The sequence below is a fragment of the Ralstonia sp. UBA689 genome, from assembly GCF_002298975.1.
Classification (GTDB): Bacteria; Pseudomonadota; Gammaproteobacteria; order Burkholderiales; family Burkholderiaceae; genus Ralstonia.
This window is the reverse complement of record NZ_DBMV01000019.1, coordinates 12,595-29,055: the sequence shown is the minus strand read 5'-3', so window position 1 is coordinate 29,055 and position 16,461 is coordinate 12,595. Positions and strand designations below refer to the sequence as shown.

17 protein-coding genes and 1 tRNA gene are annotated in these 16,461 nt (G+C 63.7%); 2 read left to right on the top strand and 16 right to left on the bottom strand.

Annotation, left to right across the window (positions count from 1 at the left end):
* The first annotated feature begins 159 nt into the window (after positions 1 to 159).
* Positions 160 to 630, top strand: a complete 471-nt coding sequence (locus B4F51_RS08285) for a hypothetical protein (RefSeq protein WP_296224652.1) — start codon at positions 160 to 162, stop codon at positions 628 to 630.
* Positions 631 to 1,848: 1,218 nt separating this feature from the next.
* Here the strand turns inward: B4F51_RS08285 and B4F51_RS08280 are convergent.
* The 15 genes from B4F51_RS08280 to B4F51_RS08210 form a co-directional block, all read right to left on the bottom strand.
* Positions 1,849 to 4,374 (bottom strand): hypothetical protein, encoded by a 2,526-nt coding sequence (locus B4F51_RS08280; protein ID WP_296224650.1) that lies wholly within the window; start codon positions 4,372 to 4,374, stop codon positions 1,849 to 1,851.
* 685 nt (positions 4,375 to 5,059) lie between these two features.
* Positions 5,060 to 5,135 (bottom strand) — tRNA-Ala (locus tag B4F51_RS08275).
* Between the two features lie 36 nt (positions 5,136 to 5,171).
* On the bottom strand, positions 5,172 to 6,887 hold the full coding sequence (gene soxB / locus B4F51_RS08270; protein ID WP_296224648.1) for a thiosulfohydrolase SoxB: 1,716 nt from the start codon (positions 6,885 to 6,887) through the stop codon (positions 5,172 to 5,174).
* A complete protein-coding gene (locus B4F51_RS08265) occupies positions 6,884 to 7,402 on the bottom strand; it encodes a TlpA family protein disulfide reductase (protein ID WP_296224646.1) in 519 nt (172 codons plus the stop codon). Before B4F51_RS08265 ends, soxB begins: the two co-directional genes overlap by 4 nt.
* Before the next feature lie 8 nt (positions 7,403 to 7,410).
* Complete coding sequence (gene soxX / locus B4F51_RS08260; RefSeq protein ID WP_296224753.1) at positions 7,411 to 8,061, bottom strand: sulfur oxidation c-type cytochrome SoxX; 651 nt, start codon at positions 8,059 to 8,061, stop codon at positions 7,411 to 7,413.
* A gap of 17 nt (positions 8,062 to 8,078) precedes the next feature.
* Positions 8,079 to 8,894, bottom strand: a complete 816-nt coding sequence (gene soxA, locus B4F51_RS08255) for a sulfur oxidation c-type cytochrome SoxA (protein WP_296224644.1) — start codon at positions 8,892 to 8,894, stop codon at positions 8,079 to 8,081.
* 40 nt (positions 8,895 to 8,934) lie between these two features.
* Positions 8,935 to 9,387 carry a DsrE family protein gene (locus tag B4F51_RS08250; protein WP_296224643.1) on the bottom strand — a complete coding sequence of 151 codons (453 nt, stop codon included), beginning with the start codon at positions 9,385 to 9,387 and terminating at the stop codon, positions 8,935 to 8,937.
* A 19-nt stretch (positions 9,388 to 9,406) separates the two neighbouring features.
* Positions 9,407 to 9,718, bottom strand: coding sequence for a thiosulfate oxidation carrier complex protein SoxZ (gene soxZ / locus B4F51_RS08245; protein WP_296224641.1), 312 nt, complete (start codon positions 9,716 to 9,718; stop codon positions 9,407 to 9,409).
* Positions 9,719 to 9,734: 16 nt separating this feature from the next.
* Positions 9,735 to 10,205, bottom strand: coding sequence for a thiosulfate oxidation carrier protein SoxY (soxY, locus tag B4F51_RS08240; protein ID WP_296224639.1), 471 nt, complete (start codon positions 10,203 to 10,205; stop codon positions 9,735 to 9,737).
* Positions 10,206 to 10,221: 16 nt separating this feature from the next.
* Entirely contained in the window at positions 10,222 to 10,569 is a 348-nt protein-coding gene (locus B4F51_RS08235; RefSeq protein ID WP_296224638.1) for a c-type cytochrome, read from the bottom strand.
* A 166-nt stretch (positions 10,570 to 10,735) separates the two neighbouring features.
* Positions 10,736 to 11,623, bottom strand: a complete 888-nt coding sequence (locus B4F51_RS08230; protein ID WP_296224637.1) for an EamA family transporter — start codon at positions 11,621 to 11,623, stop codon at positions 10,736 to 10,738.
* Positions 11,624 to 11,728: 105 nt separating this feature from the next.
* A complete protein-coding gene (locus B4F51_RS08225) occupies positions 11,729 to 13,024 on the bottom strand; it encodes an NAD(P)/FAD-dependent oxidoreductase (RefSeq protein WP_296224636.1) in 1,296 nt (431 codons plus the stop codon).
* The gene (locus B4F51_RS08220; RefSeq protein WP_296224635.1) at positions 13,021 to 13,368 is read right to left on the bottom strand and encodes a c-type cytochrome; all 348 of its coding nucleotides are present in this window, start codon (positions 13,366 to 13,368) and stop codon (positions 13,021 to 13,023) included. Before B4F51_RS08220 ends, B4F51_RS08225 begins: the two co-directional genes overlap by 4 nt.
* A 126-nt stretch (positions 13,369 to 13,494) precedes the next feature.
* The gene (locus B4F51_RS08215) at positions 13,495 to 14,316 is read right to left on the bottom strand and encodes a BON domain-containing protein (protein ID WP_296224634.1); all 822 of its coding nucleotides are present in this window, start codon (positions 14,314 to 14,316) and stop codon (positions 13,495 to 13,497) included.
* Between the two features lie 46 nt (positions 14,317 to 14,362).
* On the bottom strand, positions 14,363 to 14,755 hold the full coding sequence (locus B4F51_RS08210; protein ID WP_296224633.1) for a YraN family protein: 393 nt from the start codon (positions 14,753 to 14,755) through the stop codon (positions 14,363 to 14,365).
* Between the two features lie 35 nt (positions 14,756 to 14,790).
* Here B4F51_RS08210 and rsmI point away from each other — a divergent pair, with 35 nt between their 5' ends.
* A complete protein-coding gene (gene rsmI / locus B4F51_RS08205) occupies positions 14,791 to 15,693 on the top strand; it encodes a 16S rRNA (cytidine(1402)-2'-O)-methyltransferase (RefSeq protein WP_296224632.1) in 903 nt (300 codons plus the stop codon).
* A gap of 17 nt (positions 15,694 to 15,710) precedes the next feature.
* On the opposite strand, the gene B4F51_RS08200 is transcribed toward rsmI, so the two are convergent.
* Entirely contained in the window at positions 15,711 to 16,430 is a 720-nt protein-coding gene (locus B4F51_RS08200) for a septal ring lytic transglycosylase RlpA family protein (protein WP_296224631.1), read from the bottom strand.
* Positions 16,431 to 16,461 lie beyond the last annotated feature (31 nt).

Here is a 16,461-nt window from a genome sequence, read left to right as displayed (position 1 = left end):
CCCTCAACGCTGGCGTATGAGCGCCGCTCAGTTGCAGACGCAGCCGCATCGGATTCTGTCAAAAGTGGTGTCCAGCCTTGATATTGGGCCAGTGGCAAACCAATCTCGCCCGGTCGTACCAACCGGCGCGACCTTGTTAATACGTAGAGAAGGAATGCAATGTCACAGAACCTGATTTCGCTTCAACTCAGCACCGCTGACCTGAGTGCCGTGGATGCTGCGCTGAAGACCCTGGAAGACAAGTTCGGCGGCCTGATCGATCTGTCGATCGAGCAGCGCACCACGCTCACGAAGATGGGCGACAAGTCGGAAGCGTTTTGCCGCAAGGCCGTGGAAGTGCTGGGTAACAACCCCGGCGTGCTGTCGGTCAACTACAACCTGGCGGAAGTCAAACGCGACCTGGCCGCGTTCGATGCCCTGCGGCCTCGGCTCGTTCGCGTGGAGAAGCTTGTTGAGAAGATGCGCGACTCGCAGATGGCGCTGGGTAGCGATCTGATGACGGCTTCGCTGGAGGGGTATGCCTTCCTGAAGATCGCGGGCAAGGGCGAGGCGTTGGATACGGCTCGGGCGGCGTTGTCGGTGCGGTTTGGTCGGGGGCCTAGGAAGAAGGAGGAAGAGGTTGCGCAGTGAGGTGATGGGCTGCTGATGGTTTGAGCGAAGCCTAGACGCAAAAAAAAAGCCCGCGAAACCTCCGGCTCGCGGGCTTTTTCTTGGCATCGCTTGTCAAACGCTGGCAGTGAATTGGTGGCCGAAGGGCAACCGAACAATGGCAAGAAAGCCTTGTGGTTAAGCCAATCTTCTATTCACAGCGCGTAACTTGTCCCCCAAATTGCCCCCATGGTGGACTACGTTGCCCGCCCCGGGTTGATGGGAGCACCGGTTACATCCATCAACTTGCCCCCACTCTTCCAAGCTCCCGCCTCTCAAGCAGGACGCGCAGTACTTCCGGCAGGCCATGGCCAACTTATCCATATGCGATCCATTGATGACGCCTCGGTTCCAGCGAAGGCATCACATGTGACAGCGATGCCTCACGGAAGACCGAAGATCATTCCTTTGGTTACGAATGCTTCGGGCTGCGAGTCGAATTCCATGTACCGAATTACGATTCCTGTTCGCGCTACGCTGGGGTTTTTCGAAAGGAATAGATCAAGGTCTTTGGCGCTATGGTACGTGGAAAAAGATAGCTTGAACCCCAGCGTGTCGCTAGCCAAGAAGAGACCACCAAGATAGGTAATCTCTCCATTCCTAACCGAGAATCGATAAACCGGCGCTTTTGTCGCAACGAAGTACGCATTCCCTGAGTGCGGCACAAAATAGTATGTGCCGGCAGGCAGGCTTAGCGTACGGAGGTTGCAGTGCTCACCTTGAAAGTCAGATGGAAATGGGTAGTCTAAGTTAATCAAAACTTGATCGTACTTCTTCCGCGACTCCCCGTTTACCAGCCAAAGCTCTGTTGTCAACACGGAACGCGTTTCCCTGGCGCACGTAGAGAAAAGGGCAATTCCCTTGTCCTCGGGTGGTTTGGCGATATTTGACACATACCCGCGACCGGTGTGCGCGCAGCCAGAAAGTGTTAGGAGCAGGGATAGCACGAACGCTCGCGTTCTCATTGGCCTTTTCCGTTCTACCTCACGCATGCTAAAGCCACCGCCGAGCAGTAGATGAGTTTTTTGCTTTTTCGCCGTTAAGGCAATCTTCATTTTTTCAAAGCTTCCAGCAGTTTGTTATATGAATCAAATTGCTCTTACTATTCGCCGCGTGATAGGCTCCTTCCAACCAGTAGCAGTCCGTCTGCCTTTAATCCCTAGCCAACCATTGGCTGCGGTCTGCCCGGCAGCGACGCTATCACATCGAAAATGTGTGCATTTTTCCGCACAGATATGCGGATGGTCTATCGTCCCAAGCCGCTACGATCGACGTCGCCTTTATAGTATTCGGCAAAAGCGCCTGAAGTTGGGCAAGTTTAGTTGGCATTACGCCCCGTTCATCCAAGAGAGTACCAAGCACGGCGACATCGACCTGCAAGCTTTTCGCGATCTGTGCGAGGTCTGTAATATCCGAAGTTGCAATCAACTCAGCGCGTGCCTTAGCCTCCCCGATGATGAACTTGCCATCGCTGACGCACAGAATATCCAGCTCGTGATTGGGCGCCCCGCCTTGTTCTTCCGGGTACTTGGCATATATCGCAGTCTGAGGCTGGAAAGTGAAGAACGAGCGCGCCTCTTCTCTAAGAGCCGACAGGATGCAAGCGACTGTGAGCGTGTCGTGTTCGCGCAGGCAGGTGGCAAAAAACTCATTCAACCGGAAGTCCAGCGCCATATCAACTGGCAATTGATGCCCCGAGGCGCAGACTTCGCATGGCAGTTCATCTGTCAGCATTCGTAGTCCAACCCAGTTGCGATGTGAGCAGTTGCGGCAGACCCACTCGTGCCCCCGATAGAACACACCGCGCTCGATGAGGAACGAAAGAGACGATTTCAGCTCGCCTGGCGCTTCGGCGAGGATTGAGTCAGCGCGTTGTTTGAGGTTCTCGTCGAGATCCATCGCCTCGTTGAGCTCCTTGCGCCACCGCTCAAGCAACTTGTCGTAGCGTACGCGTAACTGCGGAATCTTCATGCGAGCTGCGCTCTGTACGACCCTCTGAGCTAGGCGCTCCCATCCCTCGGCGTCGTCTATCAACAGAGTTCCACTTTTGGCGTTCAACCTGCGCTTGAGGAAAGTAATGACCTCTGCGCGTTGGTCGTTCGCTGGCGCGGCCATCGAAAAAAACTGCCGCCGCCAAAACCGCATGTCCATCGTGTGTTCAACGTCGCTAAGCGAGCCAAACATTCCGAGTAGACCTGCGAGGTATCTTCCTTTATCAGAAGTATCTGAGTACCGAAAAGCTGGCGGGACATCCTGTTTAAAGCGAATGTCGCCATAGGCCCACGTTTCCGTCTCGGTGAGGAGTCGTCTAAACAGCAGGCTATCGTCTGGCTGTGTCACCTCCAGCGTTGACACTTCTGCATGGCTTGGCACCGACAGATTGCCCCGGCGCAGTATGCGAGTGCCATCAACCCTGACGAAGTCTTTAATTAGCTGCCGCCGTTGGGGCAACATCCACGCTTGGCGTGCATTAACGAAGCGTCCGTGGTCGTTGACCTTGTCAATCATCAAGTCAACGTACCATTTTCCTTCAGAAAAAATGGGGTGCTGACCTGCGCAGTACTTCAGTTGATGAGGTGAAGGAATACTAACAAACGTGCTCGGCTCCGCTGCGGCAGCTTCATTCATAGCCGGCGCCGGCCGAAGCATGCGATAGGCGGCATGCATAGCGGTGGCGTCAGCGGGGCAGCAATCGTCGAGGGACCCGATGGCCTCAAAGGCTACCTGCGACCGGGAGCCTTGCCTTAGCCAATTAAGGAAGTCTTCGAGAACGGCCTCGCGCAAGGAGTGTGAGCGCACCACAATCTTTGGCGGTCCAGCATTGCCACCAAGCCAGTTGGCACCCCGCAGAAAGGCCGCCACCTTTGCGGTCCTTTCTTCGTCTGTAGCAATCGCGGCGGGAAGGCGTAATGTCTTGATGGACTGAGTTGTCGCATCATCGAACAGCAGGCCGGCGTTCCAGCATGCTATTCGATCTTCGAAGCTGTCGCCGATGACGAGGCAGAAGGCATCATGCCAAGGGTGGTCAGGCCGAAACGGCTGGCAGTTCAAGTTCGAGAGATGTGCCAACGTCGATGTTCCGCTGCGCAGCAGATTCTCGAGCATGTTGTACGGGTCTTGGACCTCCACAGCGTTTGCGATCCGGAAGTGCCATCGATCCCCCGACGGATCTGGTGGCGTCAACATGACAGGCCGCACACCAATCTGTTCGTGAACAGGGAATAGACCTACGCTGTCGCAGAGAGTCCCGAAGTTGTCCTTAATAAGGCCGTCGTCGCGCCATGCTGGGTAGCGGTCAAGAATGAAGTTAATTGGCTGGTTCCGAAAGCCTGATACGGTCTTAAGGAACGGGATCCAAGAAAGCGCAGTCAAGGCGGGAGTTTCAAGCCTCAATGCCGGACGATTCTCAATCTCTCCTGGCCTGCGTTGCCGATGTGCCAATAAGGTGTCGCCCAAGAGGGCGCCGACGTTTGCCGCAGCAGTGGCGTTCTCGTAGGTCAGCAGCATCACCACATCGGGATCAAGCACTTTCAACCAAGCGGCATACCCATCGGAGATGCCTCCCCCCATGCTCGGAACTATCAGCGATTGTCGGCCACCATGCCGCCCGTAACACTGTGCAATTACTTCATCCAGCCAAGCATGAGCGTCCTCGCCGTTCTCCAGAACGTAGGCAACGCGCATAGGCCGAGCAGTCGCCCTGATCTTCGGGTCAGGCTTGTGCATGTAGTTCCCCTCTCTTCTACGGACGCATGCCCGTCAGAATGTATGGCATCAGTTTCAATAGTCACACAGGTTGTTACGGGGGACCGTGCGATCTCATAGCTCAACTGGTGCAGAACGACCCGACGCAGCTACGGGCTCCGAATGCCGATCAACCCAATTGCGGCGATTCTGGGTTGCTGTATCCAGTCTTCCGACCTGTTTCCGGGGGGACACAGGCAAAAAACCCCCGTGGCTCCGTGGCATCCCCCTCCCATCGCCCGCAAAGCCTTACGCTACAAAGAACTTCGCTCCCACGGAATGCCACGAAATGGGGTGTGGCACGCCTCCAATTCCGTGGCCTAAAGAATAGGCAACACCTCGAAACCGTGGGACAGCCCGTCCCTGTTTCTCACTGCTTTCTTTCTCTTTTTCTTTGATTTTTAAAGGAAAAAAGGAAAGAAGTAGGGACGGCGGGCAAAAAGGGCTATGTGGCGGATGTGACCGAAACCGTGGCATTTTTGAGGCAAACCCCGTGCGCCACTTCCGTCGTAAATCAAAAGGGCTAGGCGCATGCCTGCATTATGAGGCCCGACAAGGCACGCAGGAAAATCAGATCGACGCTGCGAAGTGCAGGCAACAAAAAACCCGCGAGCCTCAACGCTTCGCGGGTTTTTTGGGCATTGCTTGTCAAACTTTGCCAGTGATTTGGTGGACCGAAGGAGGATCGAACTCCCGACCTCCGCATTGCGAACGCGGCGCTCTCCCAGCTGAGCTATCGGCCCGTAGCGGATGATTCTATCTGAAATTTTGACGGCCTTTCAACCGGTGGCGGCCTCCATGCCGGGGTTGCCCGCCATGCCGACAATGCGCGGCGTATTCAGCGGCCGGGCGGTCACTTCGCGCTGGTCGCGCAGCCAGTCGGCCAGCACGTCCCAGACCGGGCGGCCGCCAGCCTTGCGGGCTTCGGGGGATACCGCTGCCCAGCCGGCCACCTTGTAGCGGCGGTCGGCGTCGAGCGGTTTGTCGCCCAAGCGCAGTTCGGTAATGCGCTGGCCCATGGGCTTGAGCGGGTCGATGGTGTAGCGCAGGCCACCGGTGCGCACCATGTCGCCGCCTTGCTGGTAGTACGGGTCGGGATTGAACAGGTTGTCGGCCACGTCTTCGAGCACGGTCTTGATGGTGGCGCCGGTCATTTCGGTGAGCGTGGTGGCCGGGTAGGTGATGGCGGTTTGCGCCATCAGCGCTTCCATGGTCAGTGCTTCGCCGGGCAGCAGCGTGGTGCCCCAGCGGAAGCCGGGCGAGAAGGCAATCTCGGCGCCCTGCGCCTGCATCAGGCCGTCGACGATGAGCTGGTCGAACGTGCCGTTGAAGTTGCCGCGCCGGTACAGCAGCCCGCGGTTGACGGCGAGCGTTTCGCCCAGCTTGTCCTTGTACGGCGCACGCACGCGCTCGATGAGCGCGGCCATGGCCGGGTCGGGCGGCAGCAGGTTGGCGAAGACGGGCAACAACGTGTAGCGGATATCGCGCACGGCGCCGCCGCGCACGTCCAGGTCGAGCACGCCGACAAACTTGCCGTTGGCGCCAGCGTTGGTAACGAGCGTCACCCCGCCCGGGTTGCTGACCTTGACCGGTGCGGGCACCGCGTCATGCGTATGCCCACCGAGGATCGCGTCCAACCCGCGCACGCGCGAGGCGAGCTTCAGGTCGACATCCATGCCGTTGTGCGACAGCAGGACAACCACCTTGGCGCCCTTGCCGCGCGCCTCGTCAATCATCTTCTGCAGGCGCTCTTCCTGAATGCCGAACGTCCAGTCGGGCGTGAAATCAGCCGGGTGCGCGATCGGCGTGTACGGGAACGCCTGGCCGATGATGGCGACCGGCACGCCGTTCAACTCGCGCAGCACGTACGGATCGAACACCGGGTCGCCAAAGTCGGCCGTCTGGATGTTCTGCGCGACGAAGGCGACCTTGTTCTTGAAATCGTGATCGACCACGTGGCGCACGCGGTCGGCGCCGTAGGTCATCTCCCAGTGCGGGGTCATCACGTCCACGCCGAGCGCGAGGGCGGCGTCGACCATGTCCTGACCGTTCGTCCACAGCGCGGTGGCGGAGCCCTGCCACGTGTCGCCGCCGTCGAGCAGCAGCACATTCGGGCGCGTGGCGCGCAAGCGCTTGATGAGCGTGGCCAGATGGGCGAAGCCGCCCATGCGGCCGTAGCGGCGCGCGGCCTCGGTAAAGTCGAGCGACGTGAAGGCGTGCGCGGCGCGCGAGCCCGGCGCGATGCCGTAGCGCTTGAGCAGCGCGTGCCCGACCAGATGCGGCGGCTGACCGGCCCATTGCGCCACGCCCAGATTGACGCTGGGCTCGCGGTATTCGATGGGCAGCAACTGCGCGTGGCAATCGGTGAAGTGCAGCAGGTGGACGTTGCCAAAGGGGGGCACGTCGTAGCTGAGCGTATCGGCGTGGGCGTCGGTCAGGCGCAGGCCGGCGGCGGCGGCAATGGCCAGCGCCTGGACGAATTCGCGGCGATTCATTGGGCAGAAGCCTTGGCGGGTTGGGCCGAATGGGCGTAGCGAGCAAGGTCCGCCACGTCGTCTTCAAGCATCTCGCCAACTTCCTTGCGCACGACGCGGCCGTTGGCGTCGAGCACGAGCAACTCCGGCAATCCCTTGCGCGGGCCGGTGGCGGCGCACAGCGCGTCGGTTTCCATCGTCACCGGAAAGGTAAAGCCGCGCTTGGCGACGTAGTCGCGGGCAAGCTGCGGGTTGGCGTCGATGCTGATGGTGAGCATGCGCAGGTCGGTGCCGCGCGTGGCGTCGTAAAGCTTTTGCAGGCGCGGGTTCTGCAGCGCGCAGAACGGGCACCACGATGCCCACGTGGCGATGATGACCGGATGCCCGCGCCACGCATCGCCTGGCACGCGCGTGCCATCGAGCAACTGAACTTCGGGCATCGTCACCACGTCGCCGACTTCGACGGCTTGCGCGGTGCCGGCAGCACACACCACCGCTGCTGCCGCCCACATCACGAACCGTCGAAGCGTGTGCATGGCAATCCCTACTGGTTGACTGGCGAGGCCGGATCGAACAGCAATGCCATCACGTCGCGAATCTGCTGCTCTGTCAGGATGCCCTTGTGCCCGAAGCGCGGCATGTTGGAGCACGCTGCGTACGCGTTGGAGTTGTAGATCTTGCCCCACGTGTAGCGCAGGATTGCCTCGGAATCGCCACGCAGCTTGCCGTACTGGTACAGCGACGGGCCGATGGTGCCGTACGACACCTCGTCTTTCGACAGGCGGTGGCACGCATAGCAATTGGCGCCGTTGACGGTGCCGGCCGGGTCGGAGAACTGCATGCCGCGTCCACTCTGTGCGGTCTTCTCGCCTGCCTTCCAGTCGCCCAGCCACTTGCCGTCTACGGGATAGCGGATGGTCGTCACCTGGGCGTCTTCCAGCTTCTTGGCGACGGCGGCCGGCACGGCGTTGCGGTCGGCGTATTGGCTGCAGGTCTTCTGCACGTCGTCGCGCTCGGTCACGCCTTCCACGGTGGCCGGGCCCTTGGAAACAAAGCTTTCGTGGATGACCTTGGCGAGCGCTGCGTCGGCTTTCGCATCGGGCTTGGGCGCAGTCACGGCTTTGGCGGCGGCCGTGTCAGCGGCGTGTGCCGTGCCGGCAACGAGGGCCAGGGCGATGAGGGTCAGTCGAATCATGTGCGGCATGGTCGGCCTCATCGTTTGATCGACGGCGCGTCCATCTTGCCGCCGTTGGCATTGCGGGCGAGGAACAGCTCAAGCGCGGTGATCACCTCGCTGCCGTAGAGCGGCTCCGGAAAACGTTGCTGACGCAGGCAGTCGTACAGGCGGTGCTGCATCGTGCGCACCTCGCCCTGCGAGACGCGATAGCCGGGCCAGGTCGTGTACGCATAGCGCGCGCCGTCTGCGGTCAGCAGGTCGGGCAGTTCTTGCAGGCGGATGCGCAAACCCGGCTGGGCGTGGCACGTGGCGCAGGCAAAGTCGTAGGCGCCGCCGCGGTAGAAGAACATGCGGCGGCCCAGTTCATACACGCGCTTTTCTTCCGGATGCGCCAGCGGAATATCGATGGCCGCGCCGCGCGATTCCGAGGTGATGTACGCCATCAGGCGTTCAATCTCGGACGGCTTGCCCGGCGACGAGAACGGGCGGGCCGAGGCCTCTTCCTTGGTCAGCCCCTGCAGCGTCATGCGGCAATACATGAGGCGCTGTTCGGCGTCCATCACGCGGCCGGTGTCTTTGAAGTAGCGCGGCAGCTTGGCGTAGGCACCCTTCACCACGCCAGGGCCCAGGCCCAGGTCGCACGCTTCGAGCGAGGCCTGCTTCGGGCCGGCGGGCTTCTTCCAGAGTTCTTCGCCGGCGGCTTCCCACAGTTCAGCCGGGTTGCCGTCTGCCAGCATCTCGCGGTACTGCGCGATGCCTGCAGCGGTGCTGTTCTTGTTCTCGTCCTGCGCGTGGGCCACCACGGCTGTGCCGGTGGCCAGCGCTGCAGCCAGCGCGACGATTGATGTCATTCGCTTCACCGTTCCCTCCGCTGTGCGCTCGTTGGCTTGATTACGGCTTGAGATACGCAAAGCCCTCCTCCTGCTGCAGGCGGGTGACTTCCACCACGCCGGCGGGTACCACCTTGGCTTCCATCAGCAGCTTGGATTCGGGAATCTTGTACGCCATCAACGTGTTATGGCAGACGCGAAACTCCACCCCCAGTCCGGCCAGTGCAGCGACCGGCGCATCGAAGGTGCGGCCCTGTGCGTCCTTGGCGCCTTCCACCAGAAACTCCACGCCGTGCCCAAAGGCCACCACCACGATGCGCGTATTGGGCGCACCATTCAGGTGATTGCGCAGGTTGGCGATGGCGCGCACCGCCTGATCGATGCCCTCGCTCAACTGATAGACGACTTTGTAGCCCTTGCCTGCGCCCTGGCGTGGCGCGTCCTGCGCGGCAGCCTTGCCGGCCAGCCCCAGCGCCGCCAGCGCGGCGGTCACACGAAAGAAACTGCGTCGCATGGCAGCCTCCTGAAAAGCGTTATTGGATTGCGGTTTCGTCGGTGCGCTTGTCGCCGTGGTTGTCGACCCAGGTGACGCTCACCTTGTCGCCCTTGGCGGCGCCCTTGAACTTGAAATTGAGGAATGGGTCTTTTGACACGGCCGGGCCGAACTGTGCGTCCAGCACCGTCTTGCCGTTGTGCTGCACCGTCACGTTGGTGATGTGCCAGGCCGGCACGATCTTGCCGGCGGCGTCTTTGCGCTGGCCGGTTTCCATATCGTGCTTCATCAGGATCTTTACGTCGGTCGTGCCGCCGTTTTCCATTGCGCGAATGCGCATCGGGTCTGCCATGGTGTGCTCCTTATCCTTAACCGCCGCAGCCACCCAGGGTGACCTTCACTTCCTTAGCCGCCAGCACCCACTTGCCGTTGGCGCGCACTGCCGCGTAGACCGTCGAGGTCTCACCCATCTTCACGCGCGTGCTCACAAACGGCTCGGTGCCGGCCGGAATGGCAAACGTGGCGGCCAGCGTGTTCGGGTTCTTCTCCACCAGGATGGCAATCAGGTCGGTGCCCGGCAAGGTGCTGGTGACGACCAGCGGCACCACGGCGCCGTTCTCGGCGATGTCCGGGGCGGTCAGGTGAACGCCAGCACCGCCCTTGTCCACGGCGCCGCCGCCCAGTTGCTTGAGCACATCGTTCACGCCCTTGATGCTGAAGGCGGTCTTGTTCCACTCAGCGGCCTGTGCCGGCGTGGCGAGGCCGGCGGACACCAGCAGCGCCATCATGGCGCCCGCGCGCAGCACGTCACGGCGGGAGAAATTCACGGAATCTGTCATTGCCCTGCTCTCACTTTCACTTGGCTGGGGCGCCTGCGAGCACCCAGTCGATCACGGTCTTCAGATCAGCGTCGCCGATCTTCAGGTTCGCCGGCATCGGGATCTGCCCCCAGCTGCCCGTACCGCCCTCGCGCACTTTCTTGATGAGCTTGGCCTGCGCACCGGCATCGCCCTTGTACTTGGCGGCGACGTCCTGGTAGGCCGGGCCGACCAGCTTGCGGTCCACTGCGTGGCAGCCCATGCAGGCGTTCTGATTGGCAATGGACTGTGCGCGGGCAGCATCGACGGCGGCCAGCGCAGGCGTGGCGGCCAGCGCCAAGCCGGCCAGCACGGCGCCTGCGGCGAGCGTGGGGGCGAACTTCATGGGGTCTCCAAAGGGGATGGGGCGGCACGCATGCATGCGCGGGCCAAATGACCGAATCGGACGCGATATTGTGCCCGAAGTGAGCCAACGGCTATGCCGGCCCCAAAAAGCAGAACGCCCGGAACCTGCCTGGCTCCGGGCGCGTACGTGGTGTCGAGTACCGCACTCAGGCCAGGGCCCGCCGTGCCGCCAGCCGCCCGCCGAACACGTTCAACAGCAACCCCGCCATCACCACGGCGCCGCCCAGCCATTGGGCTGGCACCAGCCGTTCGCCCAGCAGAGCAGCGGCAGACACCAGCCCCACCACCGGCACCAGCAGCGTCAGCGGCGCCACTTGGCTGGCCGCATAGCGCGCCAGCAGGCGGCTCCACAGGCTATAGCCGAAGATGGTGGCGCCAAAGGCCAGATACACGATCGCCCCGATGCTCGACCCGCTGATGTTGGCCAGGCTGTGCACGATCTGCTCGGGCCCCTCCAGCCAATACGACAGCAGCAGAAACGGGATCGGCGGGATCAGCGCGCCCCACACCACCAGGCTCACCACGTTCACCTTGCCGATGCGCTTGGTGACGATGTTGCCGCTGGCCCACGAGAACGCCGCGCACAGCGTCAGCAGGAAGCCGACGGTGGTCATGCCGGTGGCCACGGCGCCGCCCGCCACGCCGATGATTCCCAGCCCGCACGCAGCGACGGCCATGCCGGCCAGATGGAACCAACGGATCGGCTCGCGCAGCACCGCCGCCGCGATCGTCAGCGTGAAGAACGCCTGCGACTGCAGCACCAGCGACGCCAGCCCCGCCGGCATACCCACATACATGGCAGAGAACAGAAAGGCGAACTGGCCAAAGCTGATGGTGGCGCCATAGGCGAGCAACCACTTGAGCGGAATCTTCGGGCGCGGCACGAACAGAACGGCCGGAAAGGCGACCAGCGCAAAGCGCAGCGCGCCCAGCAGCATGGGCGGCACACCGTGCAGCCCCACCTTGATGACGACGAAGTTGACGCCCCACACCAGCACGACGGTCAGGGCCAGCAGCAGATCCTTGGGAGACATGGAATTGGAATAGGCAGACGGCCGCCCGTGCGGCCATATGGCGCACTTTAGGCGCGCCCCGCATGCCCGACTTGCACAATCTTGCGCATTGTTTGTGCCGGGCGACTATCCGAGCATGTCCGACCAGATCGCGCGGCTCCAGCCCTGCGCCAGCTTGCCCTCCTCCACGGAGGGCGCCTCCGACAGCCCGCCCGCCCCCGGCACTGTCACCATGGTGTGCTCGGCAGCGTCGTAGCGGTGCACGGTTGCCACGTGCATCGCCTCGTCCGGCGCGGTGAAGCTGTAGCAGGTGTTGGCGTACAACGGTGACGCATCGGGCGTGTGGCCAGCCAGCATCGCCACCACGGCGGCGGCGGCCACCTTGCCGTGCTGATTGGCCATGTGGCCCGACTTGGGCATCAGCGGCGCGGTCTGGATGGCATCGCCGATCACGTGCACGCCCGGCGCCACTTTCGATTCGAACGAGAGGAAATCCACTTCGCACCAGCGTCCGTTGGCCGTCGCCAGCCCGGCTTGCACGGCAATCGCCCCGGCGCGCTGCGGCGGAATCAGGTTGACCACATCGGCCTGCACGTCGTCCTGCACGTCGAACTGGAGCACGCGGCCGGTGGGGTCGATGTCGACCGCGTTGTATTGCGGGCGGTATTCGATGTGATCGGGATAGCGCTGCGCCCATACGCGCTTGAAGAGTGCGCCCTTGGAAGTCACGTCGTCGTTGGCATCGAGGATGAGCACGCGAGAGGCTGGCTTGGCGCGCTGCAGCCAGTTGGCGATGAGGCAGGCGCGCTCGTACGGCGCGGGCGGGCAGCGGTACGGCGCCAGCGGAATGCTGATCGCTACCGTGCCGCCATTGGGCATCGCCTCCAGGAGGTGGCGCAGCGCCAGGGTCTGCATGCCGGCCTTCCAGGCGTGCGGCGCCTGTGCGGCGGTGGCCGCGTTGGCAAGACCCGGGATCGCACCGGGGATGAACTCAATGCCGGGTGAGAGGATCAGCCGGTCGTAATCGAGCGCGCCACCACCGGCCAGGCGTACCTGCTTCGCGCCGAGGTCGATGGCCGAGGCGCGGTCGCGCACCCAGCGCACGCCATGGCGCTCGACCAGCGCATCGTACGGCACCGTCAGCGAGGCGAGGTCGCGGTCACCTGACAGCACGAGATTCGACTGCGGGCAGGAGACGAACGCCGCATTCGGCTCGACCAGCGTCACGTCGACGCGACCGCCAGAGAACACGCGCACATACTTGGCCGCCGTCGCACCGCCGTAGCCGCCGCCGACTACCACCACGCGCGCATTGCGTGTGCCTGAGAGCGAAGCGCATGCGGCCAGCGGCCCCGCCAATGCCGTCGCCCCAAGCGCGCGCAGCACGGCGCGCCGGTCCCTGGTGAACGTGGATGTCGTCATGGCGCCTCCTGCGGCTGGCGCGACAGCCAGCCGGCGATGGCGGCGATCTGCGCGTCGTCGTAGCCGCGCGCGAGTTGGCCCATCACCGTGGACGGACGCGCGCCGTCGCGGAACGCCTGCAGCCTGTCGATCAGTTCGGCCTGCGAGCGGCCGGCCAGCGATGGCAGCGTCTGCACGGGCGGCTTGGCGCCGGGTGCCTCTGGCGCCGTATCAGCGTGGTGACAGCTCGCGCATGAGGCCGCCCAGATGCGTGCCTGCGCGTTGGTGGGGGGAGCGTCGGCCGCATGGGCCGTGGACAGCGCTGCAAGCAAAGCTGCGGCAGCGAGGCGGTGGACAACGGGCATGGGGGGGCAGCGAAGTCTCTGGAGCGGCATACGCTAACACGCCCCGCTTGCCACGTGCTGCGCGACGCACGCGGGCAACAAAAAAACGCAGCGCGAAGGCTGCGTTCTTTGCGGCGTACGGCGGCTTTACGGCAGTTGCTTGCCCGGCGGCAATGCCGGCGTGGTGGCCGGCGAGACCGTCACCCCCGCCCCCGGCTGGCCCGGCGACGACGATGTGACCGGCGCAGGCGCCTGCATATCCGTCGGCGTGCCCCGCACCGGTGCCTGGGTGCCCGACGTTGCGGCGGGCTCGACCTGCGGATTGGTCGACGTGGCGCCGGCATCCAGGCGCTTGCGCTCATCTTCGCTCACGTAGTCGAACACCTTCACGACCTTGGCCACGCCGCCCACGGTGCGCACCGCCTCGGTGGCGCGATTGCCTTCGGCCTCGGTCACCACGCCCATCAGGAAGACGGTCTGGGCTTCGGTGGTCACCTTGATGGAATTCCAGGGCACGCCGTCCGTACCGGCCAGCACGCTCTTCACCTTGGCGGTGATGTACGTATCGTTGGTGCGCGAGCTGATCGTGCTGGTCTCGCCGGTCACCACCATTTCGTTGACGACCTCGCGCGCGTTCCCCAGCTTCTGCGCGTACTGGCCGATCTCCTGCTTGGTCTGCTCGCTACCGACCTCGCCGGTCAGCAGCACCTTGCGGTTGTAGACCGTCACGTTGACGTGGGCGCGGCCGTCGTAGCGCGAGATCAGCGTGTTCTCGGCTTCCATCTGCAGGCCGCGGTCGATGGTCTGGGTGGCAGTCGGGCGACGGTCGGTGGCCAGCGCCACACCGCCGGCCACGGCACCGGCAAACAACGGGAAGCAGGCAGTCAATTGCGTGGCGGTGATACCAGCCAGGGCGGCCAGCACAACGGTGCGCTTGAGGCGTGCAGACATGGGCGACAAGAGTTTCATGCTGTCCTTGAATGAAGTCCGGAGACGATTGGAAAGAGCGCGAGTTTCATGCCTCGACGCCAAATGCATCGCGCATCCACTCAATGCGTGTGCCATCGATGGCGATGACATCGAAACGGCAGGCGGGCACATCGTCGGCCTGCCGTGCGAGAAAATCTTCGGCCGCCGCAATCAGGCGGCGCTGCTTGGCGGGCGTCACGCTCGCGGCCGCACCGCCAAAGCGCTGCGCGGACCGCGCCACGCGGGCGCGCACCTCGACAAACACCAGCACACCGGCCGTGTCGCGCATCACCAGATCGATCTCGCCGCCCTTGCAGCGATAATTGCGGGTGACCACCGACAAACCGCGCGCCTGCAGATAGCGCAGCGCACGGTCTTCACCGGCCTCTCCGGTGACGGCGGTGGTGGGCTGCGATGGAACGGGCTGCGGCGCGTGCATTGGCGGTTTGAATCGACTGACTTAGAGAAGTTCTCGTGAGTGATCCTGACTGGACCCTGCTGGCGCACGACCAGCACTATCCCGCCGGCGCATTATATGTGGTGGCCACCCCCATCGGGAACGCCGCCGACGTGTCGCTGCGCGCGCGGCACGTGCTCGGCATAGTCAATGCGGTGGCCTGCGAGGACACGCGCAACACGGGGCAACTGCTGCATCGCCTGGGCCTGTCGCGGCCGATGCTGGCGGCGCACGAGCACAACGAGCGCGAGGCCGCCGCACGCATCGTCGAACGCCTGGCGCGCGGCGAGCGCATCGCCTATGCGTCGGATGCCGGCACGCCGGGCGTGTCTGACCCGGGCGCGCGCATCGTCGAAGCCGTGCGCGCCGCCGGACATCGCGTGATCCCGCTGCCGGGTGCGAGCGCGGTGGTGACGGCGCTCTCTGCGGCGGGCGAGTTGCTCGACACGTCGAACGGGCAATTCACCTTCGTGGGCTTTCTGCCAACCAAAGCGGGCGCGCGCGATGCAGCCATCCGCCAATGGGCCGCGCATGGGCCGGCGTGGGTTCTGTATGAGGCACCGCATCGCATCGATGCCACGCTCGCTGCGCTGGCCGAACACCTGCCCACGCGACGCCTTCTTATCGGCCGCGAGCTGACCAAGCTGTTCGAGCAGATCGTCGTGCTGCCGGCGGCCGATGCCCCAGCGTGGCTGGCCGCCGATGCATCGCACGGCAAGGGTGAGTTCGTGCTGGTGGTGCAAGGCGCGGGCGCGCAGGAGGCGAGCCCGACGGCGATGGCGGCAGATCAGGTCTTGCGCCTCTTGCTGGCCGAGTTGCCCGCCAAGCGTGCGGCCAAGCTGGCTGCGGCAATCACCGGCGCGTCGGTCGACGCGCTGTATCAAAGCGCGCTGGCGTTGAAAAACGAGGGGAAGGACTAGCGCTGAAAAAAGGCAGATCAGCGGCGGGCTTTCGCGCGGCGCTTGACGGCCTTCTTCGGCGGCGCCGGTTCGTCGGCACCCACATCGGCATCGCCATCGTTGCTGGCGACGTCGGTTTGCGTCAACTCCGGACGCAGGGCTTCCACTTCGGCGCGCGACAGGCGGCGGATCTCCACCTGCGTTGAGCCACGCCTGACGAAGTCCAGCCGCTTGGCGGCTGCATACGACATGTCGAGGATGCGCTTGCCGTGGTACGGGCCGCGGTCGGTCACCTTGGCGACGACCACGCGGTCGTTGGCAAGGTTGCGCACCAGCACCCAGCTTGAGAGCGGCAGCGACGGATGCGCCACCGTGAAGGCGTTCATGTCGAAGCGCTCGCCGCTGGCGGTGCGGCGGCCGTGGAAACTGCGGCCGTACCAGGAGGCGAGGCCGCGCTGCTCGAACGTGCCGAGATCGGCGCGCAGGCCGGGGCTTGTGTCGGCGTTCTCGTCGAGCTTCAGGCTGCTCGAGTCCGATGCGCCCCGGAACGACAGCGTGCCCCATGCGTCGGGGTTGTCGCGCACGTCGGCCACCTTGGGCGCGGGCGCGGCGGGCTTGCCAGCCTGCACGCTGCCCGGCGGCTCGCTTGGCACGGCGGCACAGCCCGCCAGCACCAGCAGCGCGGTGCCATGCATCGCCCAAGCACGCAGCGAGCGGCCGGACGGAAGGCGGGAGAACGGGCGGGGAAACTTGAGCATGGGCGCGAGTCTACCATGCACTTTCCGCCCG